The 25,147-nt window shown below is 73.4% G+C and carries 22 protein-coding genes; 17 read left to right on the forward strand and 5 right to left on the reverse strand.

Annotation, left to right across the window (positions count from 1 at the left end):
• The first annotated feature begins 27 nt into the window (after window positions 1-27).
• The 10 genes from AC1DT4_RS15490 (at window position 28) to recO (ending at window position 13,822) form a co-directional block, all read left to right on the forward strand.
• Window positions 28-984: an AAA family ATPase gene (locus tag AC1DT4_RS15490; protein WP_477090692.1), complete on the forward strand. Its 957-nt coding sequence runs from the start codon at window positions 28-30 to the stop codon at window positions 982-984.
• Window positions 985-986: 2 nt separating this feature from the next.
• Entirely contained in the window at window positions 987-2,135 is a 1,149-nt protein-coding gene (locus tag AC1DT4_RS15495) for a DUF58 domain-containing protein (RefSeq protein ID WP_477090693.1), read from the forward strand.
• A complete protein-coding gene (locus AC1DT4_RS15500; protein WP_477090694.1) occupies window positions 2,132-4,393 on the forward strand; it encodes a transglutaminase-like domain-containing protein in 2,262 nt (753 codons plus the stop codon). Before AC1DT4_RS15495 ends, AC1DT4_RS15500 begins: the two co-directional genes overlap by 4 nt.
• Window positions 4,390-5,514 (forward strand): RDD family protein, encoded by a 1,125-nt coding sequence (locus AC1DT4_RS15505; protein WP_477090695.1) that lies wholly within the window; start codon window positions 4,390-4,392, stop codon window positions 5,512-5,514. Before AC1DT4_RS15500 ends, AC1DT4_RS15505 begins: the two co-directional genes overlap by 4 nt.
• A gap of 9 nt (window positions 5,515-5,523) precedes the next feature.
• A complete protein-coding gene (locus AC1DT4_RS15510; RefSeq protein WP_477090696.1) occupies window positions 5,524-6,948 on the forward strand; it encodes a PQQ-binding-like beta-propeller repeat protein in 1,425 nt (474 codons plus the stop codon).
• 3 nt (window positions 6,949-6,951) lie between these two features.
• On the forward strand, window positions 6,952-8,421 hold the full coding sequence (locus AC1DT4_RS15515; RefSeq protein WP_477090697.1) for an outer membrane protein assembly factor BamB family protein: 1,470 nt from the start codon (window positions 6,952-6,954) through the stop codon (window positions 8,419-8,421).
• Between the two features lie 163 nt (window positions 8,422-8,584).
• The gene (gene leuA / locus AC1DT4_RS15520) at window positions 8,585-10,330 is read left to right on the forward strand and encodes a 2-isopropylmalate synthase (protein ID WP_477090698.1); all 1,746 of its coding nucleotides are present in this window, start codon (window positions 8,585-8,587) and stop codon (window positions 10,328-10,330) included.
• A gap of 200 nt (window positions 10,331-10,530) precedes the next feature.
• On the forward strand, window positions 10,531-11,004 hold the full coding sequence (locus AC1DT4_RS15525; RefSeq protein WP_477090699.1) for an NUDIX hydrolase: 474 nt from the start codon (window positions 10,531-10,533) through the stop codon (window positions 11,002-11,004).
• A 692-nt stretch (window positions 11,005-11,696) separates the two neighbouring features.
• Window positions 11,697-13,028: an HNH endonuclease gene (locus AC1DT4_RS15530; protein WP_477090700.1), complete on the forward strand. Its 1,332-nt coding sequence runs from the start codon at window positions 11,697-11,699 to the stop codon at window positions 13,026-13,028.
• 62 nt (window positions 13,029-13,090) lie between these two features.
• Window positions 13,091-13,822 (forward strand): DNA repair protein RecO, encoded by a 732-nt coding sequence (recO, locus tag AC1DT4_RS15535; protein ID WP_477090701.1) that lies wholly within the window; start codon window positions 13,091-13,093, stop codon window positions 13,820-13,822.
• A gap of 22 nt (window positions 13,823-13,844) precedes the next feature.
• Here the strand turns inward: recO and AC1DT4_RS15540 are convergent, their stop codons facing one another.
• Window positions 13,845-14,336 (reverse strand): SRPBCC family protein, encoded by a 492-nt coding sequence (locus AC1DT4_RS15540; protein ID WP_477090702.1) that lies wholly within the window; start codon window positions 14,334-14,336, stop codon window positions 13,845-13,847.
• Window positions 14,337-14,438: 102 nt separating this feature from the next.
• Between AC1DT4_RS15540 and AC1DT4_RS15545 the strand changes: the two genes are divergently transcribed.
• Window positions 14,439-15,236, forward strand: a complete 798-nt coding sequence (locus AC1DT4_RS15545; RefSeq protein ID WP_477090703.1) for an isoprenyl transferase — start codon at window positions 14,439-14,441, stop codon at window positions 15,234-15,236.
• Window positions 15,237-15,256: 20 nt separating this feature from the next.
• Here AC1DT4_RS15545 and AC1DT4_RS15550 read toward each other — a convergent pair whose 3' ends face one another.
• The 4 genes from AC1DT4_RS15550 to AC1DT4_RS15565 are packed head-to-tail and all read right to left on the reverse strand — an operon-like array spanning window position 15,257 to window position 18,488.
• Complete coding sequence (locus tag AC1DT4_RS15550; protein ID WP_477090704.1) at window positions 15,257-15,814, reverse strand: DedA family protein; 558 nt, start codon at window positions 15,812-15,814, stop codon at window positions 15,257-15,259.
• Window positions 15,815-15,823: 9 nt separating this feature from the next.
• Window positions 15,824-16,732: a metal ABC transporter permease gene (locus AC1DT4_RS15555; protein WP_477090713.1), complete on the reverse strand. Its 909-nt coding sequence runs from the start codon at window positions 16,730-16,732 to the stop codon at window positions 15,824-15,826.
• 41 nt (window positions 16,733-16,773) lie between these two features.
• The gene (locus AC1DT4_RS15560) at window positions 16,774-17,550 is read right to left on the reverse strand and encodes a metal ABC transporter ATP-binding protein (RefSeq protein WP_477090705.1); all 777 of its coding nucleotides are present in this window, start codon (window positions 17,548-17,550) and stop codon (window positions 16,774-16,776) included.
• Entirely contained in the window at window positions 17,547-18,488 is a 942-nt protein-coding gene (locus AC1DT4_RS15565) for a metal ABC transporter substrate-binding protein (protein WP_477090706.1), read from the reverse strand. The genes AC1DT4_RS15560 and AC1DT4_RS15565 overlap by 4 nt, the downstream gene beginning before the upstream one ends.
• Window positions 18,489-18,640: 152 nt before the next feature.
• Here AC1DT4_RS15565 and AC1DT4_RS15570 point away from each other — a divergent pair, with 152 nt between their 5' ends.
• The 6 genes from AC1DT4_RS15570 to dusB all read left to right on the forward strand — a co-directional run bounded on the left by AC1DT4_RS15570 (window position 18,641) and on the right by dusB (window position 24,977).
• The gene (locus tag AC1DT4_RS15570; RefSeq protein WP_477090707.1) at window positions 18,641-20,026 is read left to right on the forward strand and encodes a glycine--tRNA ligase; all 1,386 of its coding nucleotides are present in this window, start codon (window positions 18,641-18,643) and stop codon (window positions 20,024-20,026) included.
• A gap of 128 nt (window positions 20,027-20,154) precedes the next feature.
• Window positions 20,155-21,111 (forward strand): ABC transporter ATP-binding protein, encoded by a 957-nt coding sequence (locus AC1DT4_RS15575; RefSeq protein WP_477090708.1) that lies wholly within the window; start codon window positions 20,155-20,157, stop codon window positions 21,109-21,111.
• Complete coding sequence (locus AC1DT4_RS15580) at window positions 21,108-21,899, forward strand: ABC transporter permease (protein WP_477090709.1); 792 nt, start codon at window positions 21,108-21,110, stop codon at window positions 21,897-21,899. Before AC1DT4_RS15575 ends, AC1DT4_RS15580 begins: the two co-directional genes overlap by 4 nt.
• Window positions 21,900-21,949: 50 nt before the next feature.
• Window positions 21,950-23,158 (forward strand): sensor histidine kinase, encoded by a 1,209-nt coding sequence (locus tag AC1DT4_RS15585; protein ID WP_477090710.1) that lies wholly within the window; start codon window positions 21,950-21,952, stop codon window positions 23,156-23,158.
• Window positions 23,155-23,766 (forward strand): response regulator transcription factor, encoded by a 612-nt coding sequence (locus tag AC1DT4_RS15590; RefSeq protein ID WP_477090711.1) that lies wholly within the window; start codon window positions 23,155-23,157, stop codon window positions 23,764-23,766. The genes AC1DT4_RS15585 and AC1DT4_RS15590 overlap by 4 nt, the downstream gene beginning before the upstream one ends.
• 26 nt (window positions 23,767-23,792) lie before the next feature.
• Window positions 23,793-24,977, forward strand: coding sequence for a tRNA dihydrouridine synthase DusB (gene dusB, locus AC1DT4_RS15595; RefSeq protein WP_477090712.1), 1,185 nt, complete (start codon window positions 23,793-23,795; stop codon window positions 24,975-24,977).
• Window positions 24,978-25,147 lie beyond the last annotated feature (170 nt).

Genomic DNA, 25,147 nt, shown 5'->3' on the forward strand with positions numbered 1-25,147 from the left:
GCACCACCGAGACGGAGACACCCGCACATGACCCCCGAGCAGAGCATCTGGTTCAGCGAGAGGTTCGACGCCCTCGTGTCCAACGTCGGCCTGGCGCTGCTCGGCAAGGAGCACACTGTGCGGCTCGCGCTCACGGCGATGGTCGCGGAGGGGCACCTGCTGCTCGAGGACGCCCCCGGCACCGGCAAGACGTCGCTGGCCAAGGCGCTGGCGGCGACGGTGCAGGGCAGCCACCACCGCATCCAGTTCACGCCGGACCTGCTGCCGTCCGACGTCACGGGCGTGACGATCTACGACCAGAGCACGCACCGCTTCGAGTTCCACCCGGGTCCGATCTTCGCGTCCGTGGTGCTCGCCGACGAGATCAACCGCGCCTCGCCCAAGACCCAGGCCGCGCTCCTGGAGGTCATGGAGGAGGGCAACATCACCGTCGACGGCGTGACCCACCCGGTCGGCCGCCCGTTCATGGTCATCGCGACGCAGAACCCGATCGAGCAGGCCGGCACGTACCGGCTGCCCGAGGCGCAGCTCGACCGCTTCCTCATCAAGACGTCCTTGGGCTACCCCGACCGCGCCTCGACCATCGAGATCCTCGCGGGCGCCAAGGACCGCACCACGGTGCTGACCCCGCGGATCACCACGCAGGCGGTCGGCACCATGGCGGACCTGGCGCAGACGGTGCACATCGACGAGGTCGTGCTCGACTACGTCGCACGGCTCACCGAGGCCACGCGCGACGACGCGCAGACGGCGATCGGCGCGAGCGTGCGCGGCGGGCTCGCGCTCGTGCGCACCGCCAAGGTCTGGGCCGCGGCGGCCGGCCGGGAGTACGTCATCCCGGACGACGTCAAGGACCTCGCGCAGCCCGTGCTCGCGCACCGGCTGCTGCTGGACACGGAGGCCGAGTTCGCGGGCATCACGGCGGCCGAGATCCTGGCGCGCATCCTCGAGACGACGGCGCCGCCGGCCCTGCGGGTGGCCTGATCGTGGGTCTGCGGGTCTCACCGATCGGCTGGGGGGTCGCCGCGCTGGCGGCCCTCGGCCTCGTGCTGGGCCGGCTGTTCGGGTGGCTGGAGCTCGCGGCGCTCGGGTCCGCGCTCGGGGCCGTGCTGGTGGTGTCGCTGCTGATGACCGCCGGGCGCGCCCGGTACGCGATCACGCTCGACATGGCCGACCGGCGCGTCAAGGTGGGGGAGCGCGCCCTCGGTCGCCTCGAGGTCCGCAACGTCGCGCGTCGCCGGTCGCTGCCGTCGCGGGTCGAGCTGCCCGTCGGCGCGGCGGTCGCCGAGTTGGGGGTGCCCGCGCTCGGTCCCGACGCCACGCACGACGACCTCTTCGCCATCCCGACCGCCCGGCGCGCGGTGATCGTCGTCGGACCCGTGCGCTCGGTGCGCGGCGACCCGTTCGGGATCGCGCGGCGCAGCGTGCGCTGGACGCGGCCGGTCGAGCTCTTCGTGCACCCGCTGCTCGTCTCGCTCGCGGGCGCGAGCGCCGGCCTGCTGCGCGACCTCGAGGGGCAGGCGACGCGGGACCTGTCGGACTCCGACCTGTCCTTCCACGCCCTGCGGGACTACGTCGCCGGGGACGACCGCCGGTACATCCACTGGCGGACCACGGCCCGCCGCGGCAGCCTCATGGTCAAGCAGTTCGAGGACACGCGGCGCACCACGACGGCGCTCGCGCTGGCGACGGACCCGCGCGACTACGCCGACGACGACGAGCTCGAGCTCGCGGTCTCGGTGGTGGCGTCGGTCGGTGTCCAGACGATCCGCGAGGAGCGCGACCTCGTGGTGCTCGCCGGCCCGGGCCGGCTGCGCGTCGAGACCCCGCCCCTGCTGCTCGACGACTGCTCGGGGATCGCGCTGGCCGCCGGGGGCGCCGGCGTGACGCTCCTGGGCCGCCGCGTGGTCCGGGAGGCCCCGGAGGCGTCGGTCGCCATGCTGGTCACGGGCTCGCTGCCCAGCGACGCGGACCACCGGCTCGGCGCCCGGTACGTCCCCGCGGGGACGCGGACGGTCGTTCTGCGCTGCCTGCCCGGGGCCGAGGTCTCCGTGCGGACGCAGGGCTCGTTGAGCCTGGCGACGATCGGCCGGCTGGACGACCTGCCCCGGCTCCTGAGGCGGGTGACGGCATGACCCGACCGTTCGGCCGCGCCGCCGTCGACATCGCCTGCCTCGTCGGGACCCTCGCGCTCGTCCTGGTGCCGCTGCTCGAGGTCTACGGCGGTCTGACCGCGGTGCCGGCACTCGTCGGCGGCCTCGCGCTGGGCACCCTCGTCGCCGCGGTCGGCGCCGCGCGGCGATGGTCCGCGATCACGGTGGTCGCGGTGCTCGTCGTGGTGTTCGTGCTGGCCGGTGGTGCGCTCGCCGCCCCGAGCACCACGATCGCCGGGATCGTGCCGACGCCGCAGACCGTGCTCGACCTGGCCCGGGGCACCGCGTCGACGTGGAAGCAGGTGCTCACGCTGCAGCCGCCCGTCGGCTCGAGCGGCACGCTCCTCGTCGCGATGTACTTCCTGTCGTTCGTCGGCGCGGCGCTCGCCGTCTCGCTGGCCCTCCGCCTGCGCACCGGGGCCGCAGCCGCGTCGGCCGCGCTGGTGCCCGTCGCGGTGATGATCGCGGTCATCGTGCTGGGCACGCGGCGACCGACCGTCCCGCCGGTGCTCACCGGGCTCGTGCTCGTCGTGGTGCTGCTGCCGTGGGCGGCCTGGCGCGCGGGTCTGCTCCGCGCCCGCCGCGTGGTGGCGACGGGCCTGCTCACGGTCGTCGCGGTGAGCGCAGGGGTGCTCGGTGCACCGCTGGTGGCCGGCGGGACCGAGCGGCTCGTCGTGCGCGACGAGCTGGTGCCGCCGTTCGACCCGAGGGACTACCCGAGCCCGCTGTCGGCCTTCCGTGAGTACGTGAAGAAGGACGCGGACACCACCCTCTTCACCGTCAGCGGTCTGCCGGCGAACGCCCGGGTGCGGCTGGCCACGATGGACCGCTACGACGGCGTCGTCTGGAACGTGGCCGGCGACGGCTCCGCGCAGGCGTCCGGCGAGTTCCGCCGCGTCGGCGACGAGATCGAGACGACGGTCCGGGGCGACACCGCGCACGTCGACATCACGATCGACGGCCTCACCGGCGTCTGGCTGCCCACCGTGGGGCAGGCGACGTCGTTCGACATCGCTGACGGCAGCGCGGCGGGCGCGCTGCGCTACAACGACGCGACGGGTGCGGCGGTGCTCACCGGCGGGCTGCGGCCCGGGCTGGAGTACGGCGTCGACGTCGTCGTGCCGCGCGTGCCCGACGCCACGGAGATCGGGCGGGCGCCCGCGTCGGATGTGGCGCAGCCGCCCCTGACGGGCGTCCCGGACGTCGCCGCGGCGACCGCGGCGGACGTCGCGCGCGACGCCGGCAACCCGGTGCAGATCAGCCAGGCGCTGGCCGACTGGCTCTCGACCGAGGGGTTCTTCAGCCACGGCATGGACGTGTCGGGCACCGAGTCGCTGTCCGGGCACGGCGCCGACCGGATCACGTCGCTGCTCGGCGGCGACCTCATGGTGGGCGACGGCGAGCAGTACGCCGCAGCGATGGCTCTCATGGTGCGCAAGATGGGCCTGCCGGCGCGCGTGGTCCTCGGCTTCGTGCCGCCGGAGGGCGCCGGCGACGGCCCCGTCGAGGTCACCGGCGACGACATCCAGGCCTGGGTCGAGGTCGCCTTCCAGGGCTACGGCTGGGTGCCGTTCGACCCGACCCCGCCGCCGGAGCAGACGCCGCAGCAGGAGGACCAGGAGAAGCCGTCCGAGCCCGATCCGCAGGTCGTCCAGCCGCCCCCGCCGCCGCCCGCGGCGGTCACGCCGCCCGACGAGGACACCGAGCAGCCCCAGACCGACGACCCCGACACGGGGGACGACGGCGACGCGCTGTGGTGGCGGATCGCGCGCGTGACGGGCGTCGTGGCCGTCCCGCTGCTCGTGCTCGCAGCGCCGTTCCTCGTCATCGTCGCGCTCAAGGCCCGCCGACGCCGTCGCCGGCGGCGTCGCGAGGACCCGGTCGCGCAGGTGGCCGGCGGCTGGGACGAGGTGCTGGACGCCGCGCGCGACCTGCGCCGGCCGACGGGGGGCCTGGCGACGCGCAACGAGTCGGCGCGCGCGCTGGCGGCGTCGTTCGCCGACGCGCCCGACGGCGCGGTCGTGGCGTCCCGGGTCGGCGCGCTCGCGCGCTCGGCCGACCACGCCGTGTTCAGCGCCGGTGCGCCGAACGCGGCCGAGGCCACCGCGTACTGGGCGGACGTCCAGGTGACCGTGGGGGCGATGGCGCACGGTGTCGGCTGGCGCCGACGCATGCGTGCGCGCGTATCGACAGCGTCGCTCCGGGACCGCCGGAGACGACGCCCGAAGGGAATCTCATGAGTGCGCACGCGGGTCCGTACGACGCCGCGGCCGAGGCCGCGCCGGCGAGCCTGGGCCGTCGGTTCGCCGCAGGCCTGCTGGACGGGCTGCTGCTGGCCGCGGTCCTGGCCGTCGGCCTGCTGAGCGACCAGCGGATCCTCACCCTCGCCGCCGTCGTGCTCGCCGTGGTCGTCGTCGCCGTCCAGTGGGCCCTGCACGGCCGGCTCGGCTGGACGGTCGGCCGCCGCGCGACGGGCATCCGGACGCTCGACGTCGAGTCGCGCCGGCCGATCGGCCTGGGGCGTGTCCTGCTCCGCGGGCTCGTGGTCGTCGCCGGGCTGCTGGCGCTCGGCGTCGGCGCGCTCGTCGTGCTGCTCTCGCCCGTGTTCGACCGCACCGGCCGCCTTCGCGGCTGGCACGACCTGGCGGCGCGCGACGAGGTCCTCGACGTGCGTCCGGTGCACTCGCCCGCCCCCGTGGAGGGACCGCGTCCCCGGGTCTCTCCCGTTCCCGCGCCGCAGGATCCGTCCCCGCGCGCGGCGACGGTCCCTGGGTGGGCGGTCGCGACGCCCGCCGGCGCCGACGGGACCCTCCTCGTCGACCAGGGTCGGCCCGCCGCGCTCGTGCTCGCACCGGTCTCGCCGCAGCGCAGCGGACCCGACCTCGACACCCGCGCGACTCCCGTCGTCCGGCAGGTCGGCCTGAGCTACGGGCTCTCGCCCGAGCTGGAGCTGACCCGGCCCGCCGGTCCCCGGGACGACCTGGTGGCGCAGCCGGCAGAGTCGGTCGCGGTCGACCGGGCGGTGGCCGAGCTCGAGCTCTCGGACGGCCGCCGGATCACCATCGAGCGGACGGCGCTGGTGGGTCGCAACCCGGCGTCGGACGCGGACGTCCAGCTCGTGCGCGTGGTGGACCCGGGGCGGTCGGTCTCCAAGACCCACCTGCAGATCGGCGTCGAGCCCGGCGGCGTCTGGGTGGCGGACCGCGGATCGACCAACGGCACGGTCGTGACGCTGCCGGACGGCGGACAGGTGGTGTGCCGGGTCGACCAGCAGGTCCGGCTACGGGTGGGGTCCACGGTGGCGTTCGGCGACTGCGCCCTGCGGCTCGTCCGGGCTCCGGGAGCGCAGCCGGTGTCCTAGAGTCGGGACATGGCGGACCGGCGCCTTGCTGCACGGATGCAGCTCGTCGAGATCGAGGACGCCTCGACCACGACGCCTCGGTCGCGCCACCCGGACGACGAACCGCCGCCCGACGTCCCGGTCGGCCGGCACCCGCTCCTGCGCTGGTGGCCGCTCGCGGTCGTCGTCGTGCTCGCGGTGATCGCGGCGACGATGCTCGTGTCCGCCCGGGACCGCGCCTTCGTCGCCCGCATCGAGGCCGTCCCCGGCCTGGTCCGGCCGCTCGACGCGGCGCCGACCCCCCTGTGGGACGTGGAGGGTCGTACGGCCCACAGCGCGGTGCTCGCCGCCGACGGGGCGCTCGTGGTGCTCGCCGTGGGCGACGAGGAGTGGACCGTCACGGCGCACGACCCCGCCTCCGGCGACGTGCTCTGGTCGGTGCCCGTCGCCCAGGCCTCGCGCAGCGGGTTCGAGACCAGCGGGGTCACCTGCCCGGCGCAGGACGCGAACGTCGGGTCGCTCGTCCTGTGCCTGGTGCCGCAGCCCCGCGTCCTGTACTCCGACGAGGCGTCCATCCAGGAGCCGCCGCGCCTCACCGTCCTGCCGTTGGCGGCCGCGGACGGGACGCGCACGGGCGGCTGGGAGGTCCGCGGCGACGTCGTCGGGATCGAGCGGGTGGACGACGACCTCGTCATCGGCCGGCTGAACCCGGACAACCACCTGCAGGTGCAGCGGCGCAGCGGGCGGTCCGGCGCCGTCGTGTGGTCGTACACCTCACCGCACGCCATGGCCCAGCTCCTCACGGCGTCGATGCGCGTCCTGCCGCCGGTCGTCGTGCTCGACGGCGAGTCGACGATCGTCCTGGACGCGGACGACGGCACGACGCTCGTGGCCGGCGCCCGGTTCACCGGGATCCAGGTGGCGGCGCTGGGCGACCGGTTCGCCACCTGGGCGCCGGTCGGCGGCGGTCGCATGCACGACGTGGACGGCACCGAGCTGTACGGCCTGCCGGGACTGCCCGCGCAGCTGTCGGCGGACGACGGCTCCGAACCGGCCCTCGTGGTGGTCGACGAGGGCTCGCAGCTGGCCGCAATGGACCTCGCGACGGGCGCCGAGCAGTGGCGCACCGTGACGATGCTCGACCCGAGGGTGCTGGTGGGTCACCGGCTCGTCGTGTCGGGAGCCGGCACGTACGGGGTGCTCGACGCCACGGACGGCCGTGCGCTGTGGTCGGTCGACTCCGGCGACGCGCTCGGGTGGGAGCCGGTGTCCGACGGCACGCTCGTGCTCGGCCCGGGAACCTCGCCCGACGGTCGGCCGGAGCTCTGGGGGCGCGCGCTCGCCGACGGCGTGCGGTACTGGGCGGTGCCGCTGCCCGAGCACGTGCGGCACGTCGACGCGGTCGGTGGGCACCTCGTGGTGCGCACGGTGAACGACCTGATCGTCTACGGCTGAGGGATGGCGGCGAGCGGGCTCCGCGCCCCGATGCAGCGCGTGCGGCTGGACGAGGACGAGCTGCCGGGTGCTGAGCCCGCTCCGTCCGGGCCCGAGCGTCTCCGTGCCTGGGCGGTCCGCCGACCGGCGCGTGCGGTGTCCGCGGTCGTCGTCGCGACGGTCGTGCTGGCGGTGGCACTGGTCGGTGCGCCGCGCTGGGCGGCCGGCCAGGAGCGCGCCGCCGTGCTCGGCGCGGCGGCGTTCCCCGGCGCCGTCCGGTCGCTGACGGACGCACCGGGCGTGCGCTGGACGGCGGCGGTCGACGGGTCGTCGCCCCCGCTGCTCGTGGGCGACGTGATCGTGGCGACGGTCGGGGGCCCGCACGACGGGCGGCAGATCCTGGGGCTGGACGCCGTGACCGGGCAGCAGCGGTGGGCCGTCCCGCTGGGCGCCGATCCCGCGCCCGAGAACGTGCTCTGCCGGGCGCTCGACGCGCAGCTCGCCTGCGTGGTCGGCCCGGCGCCGCCGTCGGACCGGCGCGTGCTGGTCCCGTCGGAGCCGAGGGCCGACGACGGCCGCGCCGAGCTCCTGGTCCTCGACCCCGCCGACGGCACCGTGCTGTCCCGCAGCCCCGTCGGCGGCTGGGTCGTCGCGACGGCGCAGGCCGGGTCGGACCTCGTCGTCGCCACCTACGCCTGGGGGATGCTCACCGTCCGCCGGCTCGACCCGGCGACGGGCGAGGCGCGCTGGCAGACGCAGCGGTGGTCCACGTTCCAGTCCGCGTCGAACGGCCGCGTCGCCCTGGTCGCCGCGGCCGGCCTGGTCCTGGCCGCGGGCAACGACGTGACGCTCGTGCTCGACGCGGCGACGGGGGAGCGGCTGCCCCGACCGCCTGGGGCCACCGTGGCGGACCAGACGCGGCTGCTCGAGGACGGGACGCTGGTCCGCACCCGCTACCGGCTGCGCGACGCGGGCGTGGATGCCGTGTCCGAGCTGTCGACCGGGCTCGGCCGGCCCTGGGCCTCCGTCCGCGGGGTGCTCGTGGCGCCGACGGTAAGCGACGGGACGTCCGGGCTCGTCTTCGCGGCGGGCGGGCTGACCGAGGGGTCGACCGGTGGGCGGGTGCGGGCGTACGACCGGGGCACCGCCGAGCAGGTGTGGCTGGCGTCGGCACCGGCGCCCGAGGTGGACGTCGACGCGGGCGGTCGGGTGGTGCTGCGCGGCGGCGGCGCGCTCGTCGGGCTGGACGCGGCCACGGGGGAGCTGTCGTGGTCCCGCACCTTCGGACCGTCGATCGGTCGCGCGTTCACAGACGGCCGGCGCGTCGCGGTCGAGCACGACGCGTCCGACGGCACCGCCGTCCTGACGTCGTTGTCGCTCGACGACGGCGCGTCCCTCTGGGAGATCCCGCTGCCCGCCGGCACGACGCGCGTGGTCCGGATGGGGTCGCAGCTGTACGCGCTCGGCGACGACGTGCTGGTGGCGCTCCGGTGAGACCGACTTGCGGGCCGCCGCGTCATTGGGGGTACGGTGACTTCGTGCTCGCAGTCACCCTCCTTCTTCGCTGCCGCGACGAGGCCCTCTAGGCCGCATCCTCGTCGCGGTGTCGTGTGTGCCGGCTGACCCCCCGCCGAACCGCCCGAAGGACGAGAAGACCATGACCTACCTGGAGACGAGCGCCCAGCAGCCGTCGTCGATGCCGGTGCACAAGTACCGCCCCTTCCACGAGCAGATCCGCGTGGAGCTGCCCGACCGCCGGTGGCCCGACGCCCGCGTCACGCAGGCCCCGCGCTGGTGCGCCGTTGACCTGCGCGACGGCAACCAGGCGCTGATCGAGCCGATGAACCCCGCCCGCAAGCTCGAGATGTTCGAGCTGCTGGTGCAGATGGGCTTCAAGGAGATCGAGGTGGGCTTCCCGTCCGCCTCGCAGACCGACTTCGACTTCGTGCGGATGCTCATCGAGGAGGACCGCATCCCCGACGACGTCGTCATCCAGGTCCTGACGCAGGCGCGCGAGCACCTGATCGAGCGGACATACGAGGCGATCGCGGGCGCCAAGCAGGCGATCGTGCACCTGTACAACTCGACGTCGACCCTGCAGCGCGAGGTCGTGTTCCGTTCCGACGAGGACGGCATCGTCGACATCGCCGTGTCGGGTGCGCGGTTCTGCAAGAAGTACGAGGAGCTCGTCCCGGACACGGACGTCTACTACGAGTACTCCCCGGAGTCCTACACGGGCACCGAGCTGGAGTACGCGCTGCGCATCTGCAACGCGGTGCTGGAGGTCCTGGAGCCGACGCCCGACCGCAAGGTCATCATCAACCTGCCGGCGACGGTGGAGATGGCGACGCCCAACGTCTACGCCGACTCGATCGAGTGGATGAGCCGCAACCTGCGGTACCGCGAGAGCGTCGTCCTGTCGCTGCACCCGCACAACGACCGCGGCACCGCGGTCGCCGCCGCCGAGCTGGGCTATCTGGCCGGCGCGGACCGGATCGAGGGCTGCCTGTTCGGCAACGGCGAGCGCACCGGCAACGTCTGCCTGGTGACGCTCGGCATGAACCTCTTCAGCCAGGGCATCGACCCGCAGCTGGACTTCTCCGACATCGACCACATCCGCCGCACCGTCGAGCGCTGCAACCAGCTGCCCGTCAACGAGCGGCACCCCTACGGCGGGGACCTGGTGTTCACGGCGTTCTCCGGCTCGCACCAGGACGCGATCAAGAAGGGCCTCACCGCGCTCGAGGCGTCGGCGGCGCGCCAGGGCAAGACCGTCGACGACGTCGTGTGGGCCGTCCCGTACCTGCCGATCGACCCGAAGGACGTGGGCCGCTCGTACGAGGCGATCATCCGCGTGAACTCGCAGTCCGGTAAGGGCGGCATCTCCTACCTGATGAAGTCCGAGAAGGACCTGGACCTGCCGCGGCGGCTGCAGATCGAGTTCTCGCAGGTGGTGCAGAAACACACCGACCAGCACGGCACCGAGGTCACGGCCGACGAGCTCTGGCACATCTTCAACGACGAGTACCTGCCGGTCGAGCCGGGCAGCCCGTTCGCCCCGTGGGGCCGGTTCTCGCTGCGCGGCACGCGGGGGACCAGCGTCGAGGACGGTCCGGACACGCTCGAGGTGGACCTCGTCGACCGCGGCGTCCGGCGCACGCTCGAGGGGTCCGGGAACGGTCCGGTCGCGGCGTTCGTCGCGGCCGTGAAGACGCTCGGGGTCGACGTGGCCGTCCTCGACTACGCCGAGCACGCCCTCTCGTCGGGCGGCGACGCCACGGCCGCCGCGTACGTGGAGTGCGCGATCGGCGACGAGATCCTCTGGGGCGTCGGCATCGACCCCTCGATCACGACCGCCTCGCTGAAGGCGATCATCTCGGCCGTCAACCGGCACGAGCGCTGACCGCGCCGCACTGACTTCCTGGCCCTGGCCCCGCGGCTGCGACACCGCCTGCCGCCCCGGGGCGCGCCCGGCCGTCCGTCGGCGACCCCGACGACGGTCGTGCACCGCTCGCGCCGCCGACCCTCGCCCGCAGCTCCGTCACCACCCTCGACGGATGCGGGGCGGCGAGGTGTCGGCGGCGCGGCCGCGCTCTCGGATCGATGGTCCGGTCTACGGTGGCTGCCGTGCGCTTCCAGGTCGTCCCCGCTGCCTACGTGGTGCTCCGACGCGACGACGAGGTCCTGCTCCAGCTGCGCCGAGGCACCGGCTACATGGACGAGCACTGGGCGTGCGCCGCCGCCGGGCACGTCGAGCGCGGTGAATCGGTGCTGGCCGCCGCGGTCCGCGAGGCGCGCGAGGAGCTGGGCATCGACGTCGTCCCCGCCGACCTCGCCGGCCTCACCGGCATGCACCGCACCAACGGCACGGGGGACCCGATCGACGAGCGCGTCGACTGGTTCTTCGAGTGCCGACGATGGATCGGCGACCCCGCGCTCCAGGAGGCGGACAAGGCGGCGGACCTGCGCTGGTTCCCCCTGCACGCGCTGCCGGACCCCGTCGTTCCGCACGAGCGCGCCGTGCTGGACGCGCTCGCGGCCGGCTCGGTACCGGCGGTCATGACGTTCGGGTTCTGACGTGCTCTGCTCGGACGTGCTCTGGCACCGCCCGGTCATCGATGCGCGCGGTTTCGGTGCTGTGCCGGCGGTCACGACCTTCGGGTTCTGACGTCCCCTGCTTGGACGTCCTGTTGCACCGCAGGGGCGCGCGGTCCTCGCCGCGCACGCGTTCGGCCCTGCGCCGGCGGTCATGACCGTGAGGTCCTGAAGTCGCACGCTGGGTTCCGTCGTGGCCCCCGAGCGAGCGGCGTTGGCGATTCTCGCGGCGGTCGCCGGTCGTCGCTGATGCGTGCCGCGTTCTCCGCTCACCCCCGCGGGTCGGAATGTGGACAGAGCATTCGAATCGAACGTATGTTCGATAGGGTGGTCTCATGACATCGACTCCGCTCCGGACCGAGCGGGCCGCCGACGCGGCCACGCCGGTCGTCGGCGTGCTCGATGCGCCCGTGGGCTCGATGGCTCCGGCCGATAGCCCCGCGCTCTCCTCCTGCGACCTCGCAGCCGCGGCTTCGGGTGCCGCTCGGGTCGACGTGAGTGCGGTCGATGCGGGTGTGGTCATGCGCTGGCGGCACGAGCTCGTGCGGGCCGTCGGTGGACTGGCTGGTTCATCGACGGATGGCGGAGGGCTGAGCGTCGTCCGCGCAAGAGGCGACGACCGCGGCGGATGTGCGGCCGGTCCGAGTGCGGCACTGATTGAGCTGATCGCAGCCTTGGAGGGTCTCAAGTCCGCGGCGTGCTCGCTCCAGGCTGAGGCGGCGGTCGCGCTCGACCGTGCCGAACGTGAGCGGCAGGCGCACGAGGGCGTGCCCGCCAGGCGGCGCGGACTGGGTGTCGCCGCGCAGGTCGGTCTGGCGCGTCGCGAGTCGCCGCACCGGGGCGCCGCTCTGGTCGGTGCCGCCAAGGCGTGGCTCTCGGAGATGCCACACACGTTCGGCGCACTGCGGGATGGGCTGCTCTCCGAGCACCGCGCGATGCTGCTGGTCCAGGAGACGGCCTGCCTGGAGGTCGAGGATCGTCGCGAGGTCGACGCGCTGCTCTGCGCCGACCCGTCGACGTTGGTCGGGATCGGGACCAGGCAGCTCGTCGCGTCGGCTCGCACTCATGCCGCGCGGCTCGATCCCGCCGCGGCCGTCCGCCGCGCACGGCGTGCGCAGTCCGAGCGCTGCGTGACCCTGCGGGCGGCCCCCGACACGATGACGTACCTGACGGCGTTGCTCCCCGTGGCACAGGGTGTCGCCGTCTTCGCGGCCCTCGGCCGGGCGGCCGATGCGGCGGCTGCGGGTGTTCCGCCGGAGCGCGCGGGTGCGGCTGTCGGCGGCGGCGAGGACGGGCGCGCGGCTGCGCGACGAGGTCGCGGGCAGGTCATGGCCGACACGCTCGTGGAGCTCGTCACCGGTCAGTCGAGCACGGCGGCGGTACCCCTCACGGTGAACCTCGTCCTCAGCGACTCGGCGCTGCTGGGTGCCGGCCACGAGCCCGGGCACGTATCGGGTGGCGGTCCAGTCCCCGCGCAGGTGGCTCGTGAGCTCGTTGCTGCTGGTGTCGATGCCGGTGCGGTGTGGTTGAGGCGGCTGTACGCCGATCCCGGCGGCGACCTCGTCGCGATGACCTCCCGCGCGCGCTTCCACCCGGACGGGTTGGCCGAGTTCTTGCGGATCCGCGACCAAGGAATCTGCCGAACCCCGTACTGCGGAGCTCCCGTGCGGCACATCGACCACATCGTCTCGTCCGCCGCGGGCGGCGCGACGACGGCCGCCAACGGCGAGGGTCTCTGCGTCGCCTGCAACCTGGCGAAGGAAGCGCCGGGATGGTCGCGCAGGCCACTCGAGCGAGCGGGACCTGGGCACCACGTCCTGACGACCACGCCCACCGGGCATGAGTACCTGAGTCGCGCCCCGAGCCCGCCCACGCCCGCCAGGTCCACCGCGGTCAAGAGTGACGAGGGTTCTGTGACCGACGTGCGCGCTGTCGTCGGCGAGCGTTCCGCGATCGACGCCTGCTTCTCCGGCCTGGTGGCCGAGTACGAGGAGTTCGCCGCCTGATCGGCGTCGTTCGCCCCCGCGCGCCGACGGGGACTGTCGGTGGCGCGGGAGACAATGAGCGGGTGAGCCTCTACCGCGACGAGGCGATCGTGCTGCGCACCCACAAGCTGGGGGAGGCCGACCGCATCGTCACCCTCCTGACCCGGTCGCACGGGAAGGTCCGTGCGGTCGGCAAGGGTGTGCGCCGCACGTCGTCACGGTTCGGGTCGCGCCTGGAGCCGTTCATGCACGTCGATCTCCAGCTGAGCACGGGCCGCAACCTCGACATCGTCACGCAGGCCGAGACGCTCGGGGCGTTCGGTCGCCGCATCTGCGAGGACTACACGCTCTACACGGCGGGCACGGTCATGCTCGAGACCGCCGACCGCCTGGTCGAGGCCGAGCACGAGCCGTCGCTCCAGCAGTACTGGCTGCTGGTCGGCGCGGTGAAGGCCCTGGCCGGCCGCGACCACGCGCCGGGTCTGGTGCTCGACTCGTACCTGCTGCGCGCGCTCGCCGTCGCCGGCTGGGCTCCCAGCTTCACCGACTGCGCGCGCTGCGGCGAGCCCGGTCCGCACACGGCCTTCGCGGTCGCGTCGGGCGGAGCCGTGTGTCGCGCGTGCCGACCTCCGGGTGCCGCAGCGCCGGCGCCGGAGACGTTCGAGCTCCTGGCGGCCCTCCTCGCGGGCGACTGGTCGCTCGCCGATTCCAGCGCCGAGCGGCACCGCGGCGAGGGCAACGGTCTGGTCGCCGCGTTCTGCCAGTTCCACCTCGAGCGCCAGCTGCGCTCGCTGCCGATGGTCGAGAGGGTCTGACCTCCCGACCACCGGCGACGGGTCAGCGCAGGGCGTCGACGGCGGTCGCGAAGCCGGCTGGAGCCGGGTCCTTCGAGCCGGTCTCGATGAGGCGGCGCAGGTTGCCCAGGATGTACGAGCTCCACGCGTCGTCGCAGACCTCGTAGCACTCGTGCTCGGGCACCAGACCGACGTGCGTGAACACGACCTGCGTGCGGCCGTCCTGCTCGCTGACGTCGAAGGTGACCGTCGTGCCCGTCCACTCCTGCTCGTCCTTGATGAACGTGAGCCGGCTGTCCAGCACGAGCCAGGCGACCCGGCTGTTCGGGACCAGCTCCGTGATCCGGAACTTCGAGTAGTGCACGTCCGTCACGAGGTAGCTGAACTCCTCGCCGAGCCGGTCGGTCCGACCCTCGATCTGCGGCTCGGTGGGCGCGGGCGGGCCGGACCACCAGCCGCGGACGTCGTTGATGGCGGCGAAGGTGTGCTCGGCGGTCTGGTCGACGGCGAACGTCAGGGTGAGGCTGGTGCTCATGGTGGCGATCCTCTCGATGTGCAATCAATATGTTGCACGTCACGCTAACCCGCGACGACCCGTAGTGCAACCATCCGGTTTCATAGCGCCGGACGCGGCACAATGGCCGACGTGCCGCACGCCGTCGAACCGCCGTACCCGCATCCCTCCGGCGCCCGCCCGCCGGACATCCCGAAGCAGTTCGTCCCCAAGCACGTCGCGGTCGTCATGGACGGCAACGGCCGCTGGGCCAATGCTCGCGGGCTGCCGCGCACCGCCGGGCACGCCGCGGGGGAGGCGTCGCTGCTCGACGTCGTCGCGGGGGCCATCGAGGTCGGCGTGGAGTACGTCTCGGCGTACGCGTTCTCGACCGAGAACTGGTCGCGCTCACCCGACGAGGTCCGGTTCCTCATGGGCTTCAACCGCGACGTGCTGCGACGCCGACGGGACCTCATGAACTCGTGGGGCGTGCGCGTGCGGTGGGCCGGCCGACGCCCGAAGCTGTGGCGCTCGGTCATCGCCGAGCTGGAGACCGCCGAGGAGCTCACCAAGGACAACACGACCGTCACGCTCACCATGTGCGTGAACTACGGCGGTCGGGCCGAGATCGCCGACGCCGCGCAGGCCATCGCCCGCGAGGTCGCGGCGGGTCGCGTGAAGCCCGACAAGGTCAACGAGAAGCTGTTCGCGCGCTACCTCGACGAGCCGGACCTGCCGGACGTCGACCTGTTCCTGCGGTCGTCGGGAGAGCAGCGCACGTCGAACTTCATGATCTGGCAGGCGGCGTACGCCGAGCTGGTGTTCCTCGACGAGCCGTGGCCCGACGTGGACCGGCGCCACCTCTGGCGGGCGGTCGAGACGTACGCGCGGCGCGACCGGCGCTACGGCGGAGCCGTCGACCGCGCCGCCCAGCCCGGGTAGCCCCCGGACCAGGCGGTCCGTCAGTCGCCGACGGGCGCCGGGACGGGCTCGGCCGCTCGGCGCGCGAGGCGTCGGCGCACCAGCCAGCCGATGCCGACGACCAGCACCACCGCGACCCCGGCCAGGGCCCAGGGCGACGTCGCGAAGAGGGCGAGCCCGGCCCAGACCGCACCGAAACCGACGGTCGCCCAGACGACCGCCCAGATCAGCGCGCCGGGGATCGAGGCGATCGCGAACCGGAGGTAGGGCATCTTGATGAGCCCGGCCGCCGCGAAGATCGCCGTCTGCAGCCCCACGGTCAGGTACGCGAGCGTGATCGCGCCGGCACCCCACCGGCGGACCAGGTCGAGGCCGCGCTTCGCCGTGCGCGTGTCGGTCCAGGCCTCGAGCCGCACCATCGTCGCGTGCCACCAGCCCGGTGCACCCGCGGTCTCGTGCACCGCCTGAGCGCCTCGAACGACGCCGCGGCCGGCCCAGTAGGTGGCGTGCGAGCGGGCGATGACGATCGCGAAGAGCACGGCGACGGCGATGCCGAGGGAGACACCCCCCAGGCCGTAGGCGTCGCGGACGTCGGTCACGGGCCGATTCTACGGTGCGGGTGAGGTTGGCCTTACCTCGAGCTCGTCGTGCACGTCGTCGACCAGGAGCACGTCGTCGACCATGTCCGGGTGCGGGTCGCGCGGGGGCTGCGAGCGCGACCAGAACGGCCGCAGTGTCGCGGCGACGGCGTAGACCAGGATGGCGAGCACGACGATGGTGGCGCCCGGCGGGATGTCCTGCCAGTACGTGAGCACCAGGCCGGCGACGCTGACGACGACGCCGATGATGCTGGCCAGCGTCATCGTCCGGCTGAAGGACCTCGCAAACAGCTGCGCGATGGCCACCGGCACGATCATCAGCGCGCTGACCAGCAGCAGGCCGACGACGCGCATCGCGATGGTGACGGTGAGCGCGGCGATGACCGCGACGATCATCGACAGGAACCGCACCGGCAGGCCGCTCGCGCGCGCGAACTCCTCGTCGTGGCTCACGGCGAACAGGGCGGTCCGCAGCCCGATGCCGACGCTGAGAACGAGCGCGGCGAGGCCGACGGTCCACCAGAGGTCCGTCGTCGACACGGTCGAGATCGAGCCGAACAGGTAGCTGATGAGGTTCGCGTTGGTGCCGCCGGCGACCTTGATCAGCAGCACGCCGCCCGCGATGCCGCCGTAGAACATCAGCGCGAGGGCGAGGTCCCCGCTCGTCCGGCCGCGCTCGCGCACGAGCTCGATGACCACGGAGCCGACGATCGCGGCGATGACGGCTCCCGGGACGGCGAGCGAGTCCTGCGGCACCAGACCGGCCCAGCTGCCGACGAGCCAGCCGAGCGCCACGCCCGTGAGGGCGACGTGCCCGATGCCGTCGCCCATGAGGGCCATGCGGCGCTGGACCAGGAACGTCCCGACCACGGGCGCGCAGGCGCCGACGAGGATCGCGGCGAGCAGCGCGCGCTGCATGAGTGGCGAGCTGAGCAGCTCGACCACCTGGTCCCACGCGGTCACGGGTTCACCTCCACCGACAGCGACGGCCCGATGTGCGGCGGCTCGGGGTCGGGGTGCGCGTGGGTGTGGTCGTGCCACTCGCCGGCGTGCTCCCCGCGGGCGCGCGGAGGGGCGCCGTCGTGCGCGACGCGGCCGTGCCGGAGCACGATCGCGCGGTCGATGAGCGGCGCGAACGGGCCCAGCTCGTGCAGGATCACGACGACCGTCGTCCCCGCGTCGTGCAGGCGGCTGATGGTGTCGACGAACGTGGCCTGCGTGGGGATGTCGATGCCGGAGGTCGGCTCGTCCAGCACGAGCAGGTCGGGATCGCGCACGAGGGCGCGCGCGATGAGGACCCGCTGCTGCTGCCCGCCGGACATCTCCTGGACGCGCTGGTCGGCGCGGTCGCCCAGCCCCACGTCGGTGAGGGCGTCGAGCGCCCGGCGGCGGTGACCGCGCGGCGGACGCAGCGACCGGCCGTGCAGCAGCCCGGACGTCACCACCTCGTACGCGGTGGCGGGCACCCCGGCGGCGGCGGGGAGGCGCTGCGGGACGTACCCGATGCGGTCCCAGGGAGCGGCCGGCCCGAGGTTCGTGCCGAACAGCCGGACGTCCCCGGCGGTCCGCGGGATCACGCCGAGCAGCGTGCGCACGAGCGTCGACTTGCCCGAGCCGTTGGCGCCGAGCACGGCGAGCACCTCACCGGCGGGGACCGCGAGGTCGATGCCGTCGAGGATCGGCTGCCCGCCCAGGGTGACGCCCAGGCCGGTCGCCTCGATCACGGGGGTGCTCACGAGCAGGACAATGCCATGCGGAGGGCGTCGAGGTTGCGCTCAGCCACCGAGAAGTAGTCGTCGGCGGCATCGGCGAGGCCCTCGATCGGGTCGAGCACCGCGCTCGTGATGCCGAGGTCCTTCGCCAGCGTCTCGGAGACCTTCGGGCTCACCAGGCTCTCGAAGAAGATCGTGCTGACGTGCTGCTCGCGCACGATCTTCTCGACGGCCGCCAGCCGGGCCGGCGACGGCTCGGCCTCGGGGTCGATGCCGGAGATGCCGACCTGGTGCAGGTGGTACCGGTCCGCGAGGTAGCCGAACGCCTCGTGCGAGGTGACGAACGTGTTGGTCTCGCAGGTCGCCAGCCCGGTGGCGTACGACGCGTCGAGGTCGGCCAGGCGCTGGTTCAGCGCCGCGGCGTTGGCCGAGTAGGTGTCGGCGCCCTCGGGGTCGATCGCGGTGAGCTGCTGCGCGACGTCGTCGGCGACCGACGGCAGCCGGCTGGGGTCGAGCCAGAAGTGCGGGTCGAGCGCGCCGTGGTCCTGCTCCTCGCCCTCGTCGGCACCCTCCTCGTGACCATGCTCCTGCGCGGGTGTCATGAGCGTGGTGTCGTTCGCGGCGTCGACCACGTGCGCGGGGGAGGTCTGCGCGACGGCGTCGTCGACCGCGGCCTGGAAGCCGGACAGGTAGACCACCAGGTCGGCGCCGTCGATGCGGGAGACCTGCGCGGGGGAGAGCTCGACGTCGTGCGGCTCGGCCCCGGGTGGCGTGAGCGATCGCACGGTCACGCGGTCGCCCCCGACCTGCTCCGCGACGAACTGCAGCGGGTAGAACGACGCCATGACGTCGACGGTGCCCTCGGCGACACCGGGCGTCGCACCCGCGTCGCACGCGGCGAGCGCGAGGGGCAGCGCGACGAGCGGCGCGAGCACGGCGGCTCGTCGGAACGCGTTGGACATGACGATCATTCTCAGTTAGACGAGAACCGTTGTCAAAACGGCTGCGGCCGTTCACCGGTAGCCTGGGCTGCGCCTCAACCACGGCGGCGATGCCGTGGTCCATCCGCCCGCGACACCCAGCCGCGGGCGCCACCACCCTGGAGTGATCGATCGTGGCTGCACCCTCCCGCCTGGATTCCGTCGTCTCCCTCGCCAAGCGGCGCGGGTTCGTCTTCCCGAGCGGTGAGATCTACGGCGGTACGCGCTCCGCGTGGGACTACGGACCGCTGGGCGTCGAGCTCAAGGAGAACATCAAGCGCCAGTGGTGGCGGACGATGGTCACCAGCCGCGACGACATCGTCGGCCTCGACTCGTCGGTGATCCTGCCCCGGCAGGTGTGGGTCGCCTCCGGCCACGTCGGCGTCTTCACCGACCCGCTGACGGAGTGCCTGAACTGCCACAAGCGGTTCCGCGAGGACCACATGCTCGAGGAGTTCGAGGAGAAGAAGGGCCGCCCGCCCGAGAACGGCCTGGCGGACATCGCGTGCCCCAACTGCGGCACCCGCGGCCAGTGGACCGAGCCCCGCGACTTCAACATGATGCTGAAGACGTACCTCGGCCCGGTCGAGGACGAGTCGGGCCTGCACTACCTGCGGCCCGAGACCGCCCAGGGGATCTTCGTCAACTTCAAGAACGTCTACTCGACCGCGCGCATGCGCCCGCCGTTCGGCATCGGCCAGATCGGCAAGTCGTTCCGCAACGAGATCACGCCCGGCAACTTCATCTTCCGCACGCGCGAGTTCGAGCAGATGGAGATGGAGTTCTTCGTCGAGCCCGGCACCGACGAGACCTGGCACCAGTACTGGATCGACCAGCGCACCGACTGGTACGTCGACCTGGGCATCTCGCGCGAGAACCTGCGCCACTACGAGCACCCGAAGGAGAAACTGTCGCACTACTCGAAGCGCACCGTCGACATCGAGTACCGCTTCGGCTTCCAGGGCAGCGAGTGGGGCGAGCTCGAGGGCATCGCGAACCGCACGGACTTCGACCTCAAGACGCACACCGAGCACTCGGGCCAGGACCTGTCCTTCTTCGACCAGGCCAAGAACGAGCGGTACGTGCCGTACGTCATCGAGCCCGCGGCCGGCCTGACCCGCTCGCTCATGGCGTTCCTGGTCGAGTCCTACTACGAGGACGAGGCGCCCAACACCAAGGGCGGCGTCGACACCCGGACCGTGCTCAAGCTCGACCCGCGCCTCGCGCCGGTCAAGGCCGCGGTGCTGCCGCTGTCCCGCAACGAGGCGCTGTCGCCCAAGGCGCGCGACCTGTCCGCCGAGCTCCGCAGGAACTGGAACGTCGAGTTCGACGACGCCGGCGCGATCGGTCGCCGCTACCGCCGCCAGGACGAGATCGGCACCCCGTTCTGCATCACGGTCGACTTCGACACGCTCGACGACCAGGCGGTCACCATCCGGCACCGCGACGACATGACGCAGGAGCGCGTCGCCCTCGACAAGGTCACCGGCTACCTCGCGCAGCACCTCGTCGGCGCCTGACCCCGACCGATCCACGACGCCCGTCCCGTCCGCGGGGCGGGCGTCGTCGTCCCCGGATGACATCCGTCATGCCCCGTTGGTGACGTGCGGCGGGGGAGCGGTGCCGGCGGGCCGGTCAGGATCGAGCCATGACCTTCACCGACACCCTTCCCACCCCGGCCCCGGCCGGCTCGGGACCGCTGGCGATCGAGCTGCGCGGTCTGCACAAGTCCTTCGGCACCGTGCGTGCCGTCGACGGGATCGACCTGGCCGTCGCGCCGGGTGAGGTCGTCGCGTTCCTCGGCCCCAACGGGGCGGGCAAGACGACCACGATCGACATGATGCTCGGCCTGGCCCAGCCCGACTCGGGTTCGGTGTCGGTGCTCGGGCTCGACCCCAGCCGCGCGATCGCCGAGGGCCGGGTCTCGGCCGTCATGCAGACCGGCGGCCTGCTCAAGGACCTCACGGTGGGCGAGACGGTCGAGCTGACCGCGTCGTTCTTCCGGTCGGCCCGGACCGCGTCCGAGGTGCTCGGCCGTGCCGGCATCGCGGACATCGCCGACCGCAAGGTGGGCAAGTGCTCGGGCGGCCAGCAGCAGCGCCTCCGGTTCGCGCTCGCGCTGCTGCCCGACCCGGACGTCCTGGTCCTCGACGAGCCGACGACGGGCATGGACGTCGAGGGGCGCCGCGACTTCTGGACCGCGCTGCGGGCCGACGCGTCGCGCGGCCGGACGATCATGTTCGCGACGCACTACCTCGAGGAGGCCGACGCCTACGCCGACCGGATCGTGCTGGTCAGCCACGGCCGGATCGTCGCCGACGGGTCCGCCGCGCAGGTCAAGAACATGGCGTCGGGCCGGCTCGTGACGGCCACCCTGCCCGACCTGTCGGCGGCGGAGCGCGCCGCGCTGGAGTCGATCCCCGGCGTCCAGTCCGTCGAGCTGCGGCGCGACCGCGTCCTCGTGCACACGTCGGACTCCGACGGCGTCGCACGCCACCTGCTCACCGCCACCGCGGCGAGCGACGTCGAGATCACCGCCCGCGGGCTCGAGGACGCGTTCCTGGCCCTGACCGGCGACAACACCACCCCTGGGAGCCCCTCATGAGCACCGCCGTCCTGCCCGCGACCACGACCGCGCGGGACCGCGCGCCGCGGACCTCGCTGGTCAACGGCCCGTTCCTCGCCATCGAGCTGCGCCGCTTGCTGCGCAACCGCCGCACGGTCATCTTCACGCTGATCATGCCGCCGGCGTTCTTCCTCATCTTCGGCACGGCCGACGCGTACAAGACGCAGTCCGTCGGCAACGGCAACGTCACCGCGTTCATCATGGTCTCGATGGCGCTGTACGGCGCCATGCTGGCCACCACCAGCGGAGGCGCGAGCGTGTCGGTCGAGCGCTCGCAGGGGTGGACCCGCCAGCTGCGGCTCACGCCGCTACGCCCGGCGACCTACGTGTTCACCAAGGTGGCCGTCGCCATGGTGATGGGCCTGGCCGCGGTCGTCGTGGTCGCGGCCGTCGGGCTGGCCAGCGGGGCGACCGGCGACACCGGTGCGCTCGTCGCGTCCCTCGGGCTCGCGTGGCTCGGCTCCGTGGTCTTCGCCGCCTTCGGCCTGTTCATGGGCTACCTGCTGCCGGCCGAGAACGTCATGCAGATCCTCGGCCCGGTGCTCGCGCTGCTGGCCTTCGCGGGCGGCCTGTTCGTCCCGCTCGGCGACGGCCTGTTCGCCGACATCGCCAAGGTGGTGCCCACCTACGGCCTGGCGGAGATCGTGCGGGCGCCCCTGACCGGCGACGCGCCGAGCATCTGGGCCATCGTCAACGTGGTCGGCTGGGCGGCCGTGTTCGTCGGCGGCGCCGCGTGGCGGTTCCGCCGCGACACGGCGCGGGTGTGACCCGCACGCCGACGGATCGCGGTGACCGTCACCCGGCTAGCGTGAGCGCTGTGAGGCGTCGCGCGAAGCCGGGTGACGGCATCTCCGTGCCCAAGGACGAGTGGCCCAGCTGGGGCGGTCGGCTCGCGTACGCCTCGGAGGCGGACGGGATCGCCCGGCCCCGCACCCGCCGGGTCATGCGGGTCGTCGGCCCGACGATGGGCATCGTCTGGGCGATCTTCCTGCTGCAGCCGTGGCAGGCCGCCTGGGACGCGCCCCACGGGGTCGAGCGCACGCTCTCGCTCTGCGCGATCGCCGGGCTCGCCGTGAGCTTCGCGTGGGTCGTCCTCACGCGGGCCGGGCCGCACGGCAGCCGGCTGCCCGACCCCCGCAGCGGGTACGTGCTCCTCCAGCAGGTGGTCCTCGTCGCGATCGCCTGCCTGGCGGCCGACGAGCAGGGCCTCGTCGGTCTCGTCTTCGTCTGCGTGTCCGCGATCTTCCTGCTGCGCGATCCCCGCGCGCTGCTCGTCGCGGTGTTCTCGACGGCGGTGATCCTGGTCGTCCCGCGGCTGGTGCCGGGGTGGGACACCATCGACGACCTGGTCATCTCGGTGATCCTGGCGTCGGTCGCCGTCTACGGCTTCACGCAGCTGGTGCTGCGCAACCGGCAGCTGGCCCTCGCGCAGGACGAGGTCGCGGTGCTGGCGGTCGAGCGGGAGCGCGAGCGCATCTCGCGGGACATGCACGACATCCTCGGGCACTCGTTGACCGTGATCGCGGTCAAGGCGGAGCTCGCCGGGAAGCTGTTCGACGTCGACGCCGACCGGGCGCGCGCCGAGATCGCGGAGGTCCAGGCGCTGGCCCGCTCGGCGCTCGCGGACGTGCGTGGCATGGTCTCCGCGACGCGAGCCGTCACGCTCGCCGGAGAGCTGGCCGGCGCGCGGCAGGCGTTCGACTCGGCGGGGGTGGAGGCGGACGTGCCGGGCACGGTCGACCAGGTGCCCGACGACCTCCGGGAGCTGTTCGCCTGGGCGCTGCGCGAGGGCACGACGAACGTCCTGCGGCACTCGGCGGCCACGCGCGTGCGGGTGACGATGACCGCGGACACGCTCGTCGTCGACGACGACGGCTACGGGCCGGCCAACACCGAGGTGGTGCCCGGCAACGGGCTGCGCGGGCTGACCGAGCGCGCGCGGCAGGTCGGCGCGCACGTCGAGGTGTCCGCGAGCCCGCTGGGGGGCTACCAGCTGCTCGTCACCACGAAGAACGGGACTCGATGATCCGCCTGCTGCTGGCCGACGACCAGGCCCTCGTCCGCGGCGCGCTCGCGGCCCTGCTCGACCTGGAGTCGGACCTCACGGTGGTCGCGCAGGTCGGCCGGGGTGACGAGGTGCTGCACGCCGCGCGCGAGACCGCCGCCGACGTCGCGCTGCTCGACGTCGAGATGCCCGGCATGGACGGGATCTCCGCCGCCGCCGAGCTCAGGGCGCGGTACCCGGCGTGCCGCTCGCTCATCGTCACTACCTTCGGCCGCCCCGGGTACGTCCGGCACGCGCTCGACGCCGGGGCCAGCGGGTTCGTCGTCAAGGACACGCCCGCGGAGCAGCTGGCCGACGCCGTGCGCCGCGTGCACCGCGGGCTGCGGGTGGTCGATCCCGACCTCGCGGTGGAGTCGCTGACCGTCGGCGCCAACCCGCTGACCGAGCGCGAGCGGGCCGTGCTGGTCGTCGCGGCGACCGGGGGCACGGTGGCGGACATCGCCCGCGAGACGTTCCTGTCCGAGGGCACGGTGCGCAACTACCTGTCCGCGGCGATGGGCAAGACGGGAGGCCGCACGCGCGCCGAGGCGGCCCGGCTGGCGCAGGAGAACGGCTGGCTGCTGGGCTGATCCGTCGCGTGAGGGACAATGGGGGCATGACCCTGACGACTCCTGCGGTTCCGGCGCGCTCCGGCGCCGTGCTGCCGCCGTTGCGCATCGGTCCGCTGACCATCGACACCCCGGTGGTCCTGGCGCCGATGGCGGGCGTCACCAACGCCGCCTTCCGCCGCCTGTGCCGCGAGTCCGGTGCCGGGCTGTACGTCGCCGAGATGGTCACCTCGCGCGCCCTGGTCGAACGCGGCGAGGAGTCGATGCGGATCATCTCGCACGAGCCCGACGAGCGGCCGCGCTCCGTCCAGGTGTACGGCGTCGACCCCGCGACGGTGGGCGCCGCCGTGAAGCTCATCGCGAGCGAGGACCGCGCCGACCACGTCGACCTCAACTTCGGCTGCCCGGTGCCCAAGGTCACGCGCCGGGGCGGGGGAGCCGTGCTGCCCTGGAAGCGGGACCTGTTCCGCAACATCGTCACGGCCGCGGTCGACGCCGCCAGCCCGTACGGCGTGCCCGTCACCGTGAAGATGCGCAAGGGCATCGACGACGACCACCTCACCTACCTCGAGGCCGGCCTGGTCGCCCAGGAGGTCGGCGTCGCGGCCGTCGCCCTGCACGCCCGCACCGCCGCCGACTACTACTCCGGCACGGCCGACTGGGACGCGATCGCCCAGCTGAAGCAGACCGTCACCGACATCCCCGTGCTGGGCAACGGCGACATCTGGTCCGCCGAGGACGCCCTCGAGATGGTCGCGCAGACCGGCTGCGACGGGGTCGTCGTCGGCCGCGGCTGCCAGGGCCGGCCGTGGCTGTTCGCCGACCTCGCGGCCGCGTTCGCGGGGTCCGACGAGCGCATCACGCCCGGCCTGGGCTACGTCGCGACGATCGTCCGCCGGCACGCCGAGCTGATGGTCGAGCACTTCGGCGACGAGGGCAAGGCGCTGCGCGAGATGCGCAAGCACATGGCCTGGTACTTCAAGGGCTACGTCGTGGGCGGCGAGACCCGGGCCGCGCTCGGGCTGGTGTCGACCATGGCGGAGCTCGACGAGCGCCTGGGCCGGCTCGACCTCGAGCAGGGGTACCCGGGCGCCGGTGCCGAGGGCCAGCGCGGCCGCGCCGGCTCGCCCAAGCGCCCGCTCCTGCCGTACGGCTGGCTCGACTCGCGTGAGCTGTCCGAGGAGTTCGCCAAGGCGCTCCACGAGGCCGAGCTGAGCGTCTCCGGCGGCTGACGCCTCGGACGGCCCCCGCATCGATCGACGGCGTCCCGTGACGGCGACGGACCAGGACTCAGAGGCGACGGACCACGACGCCGGCGGCGCGCTCGTCGACGACGGCGACCGTGGCCCACGGCGCGCCGAGGTCGCGCGTGCCCACCGCGACCGCCCCCGCCGCCGACGCG

The organism is Cellulomonas sp. P4_D11, assembly GCF_056401915.1.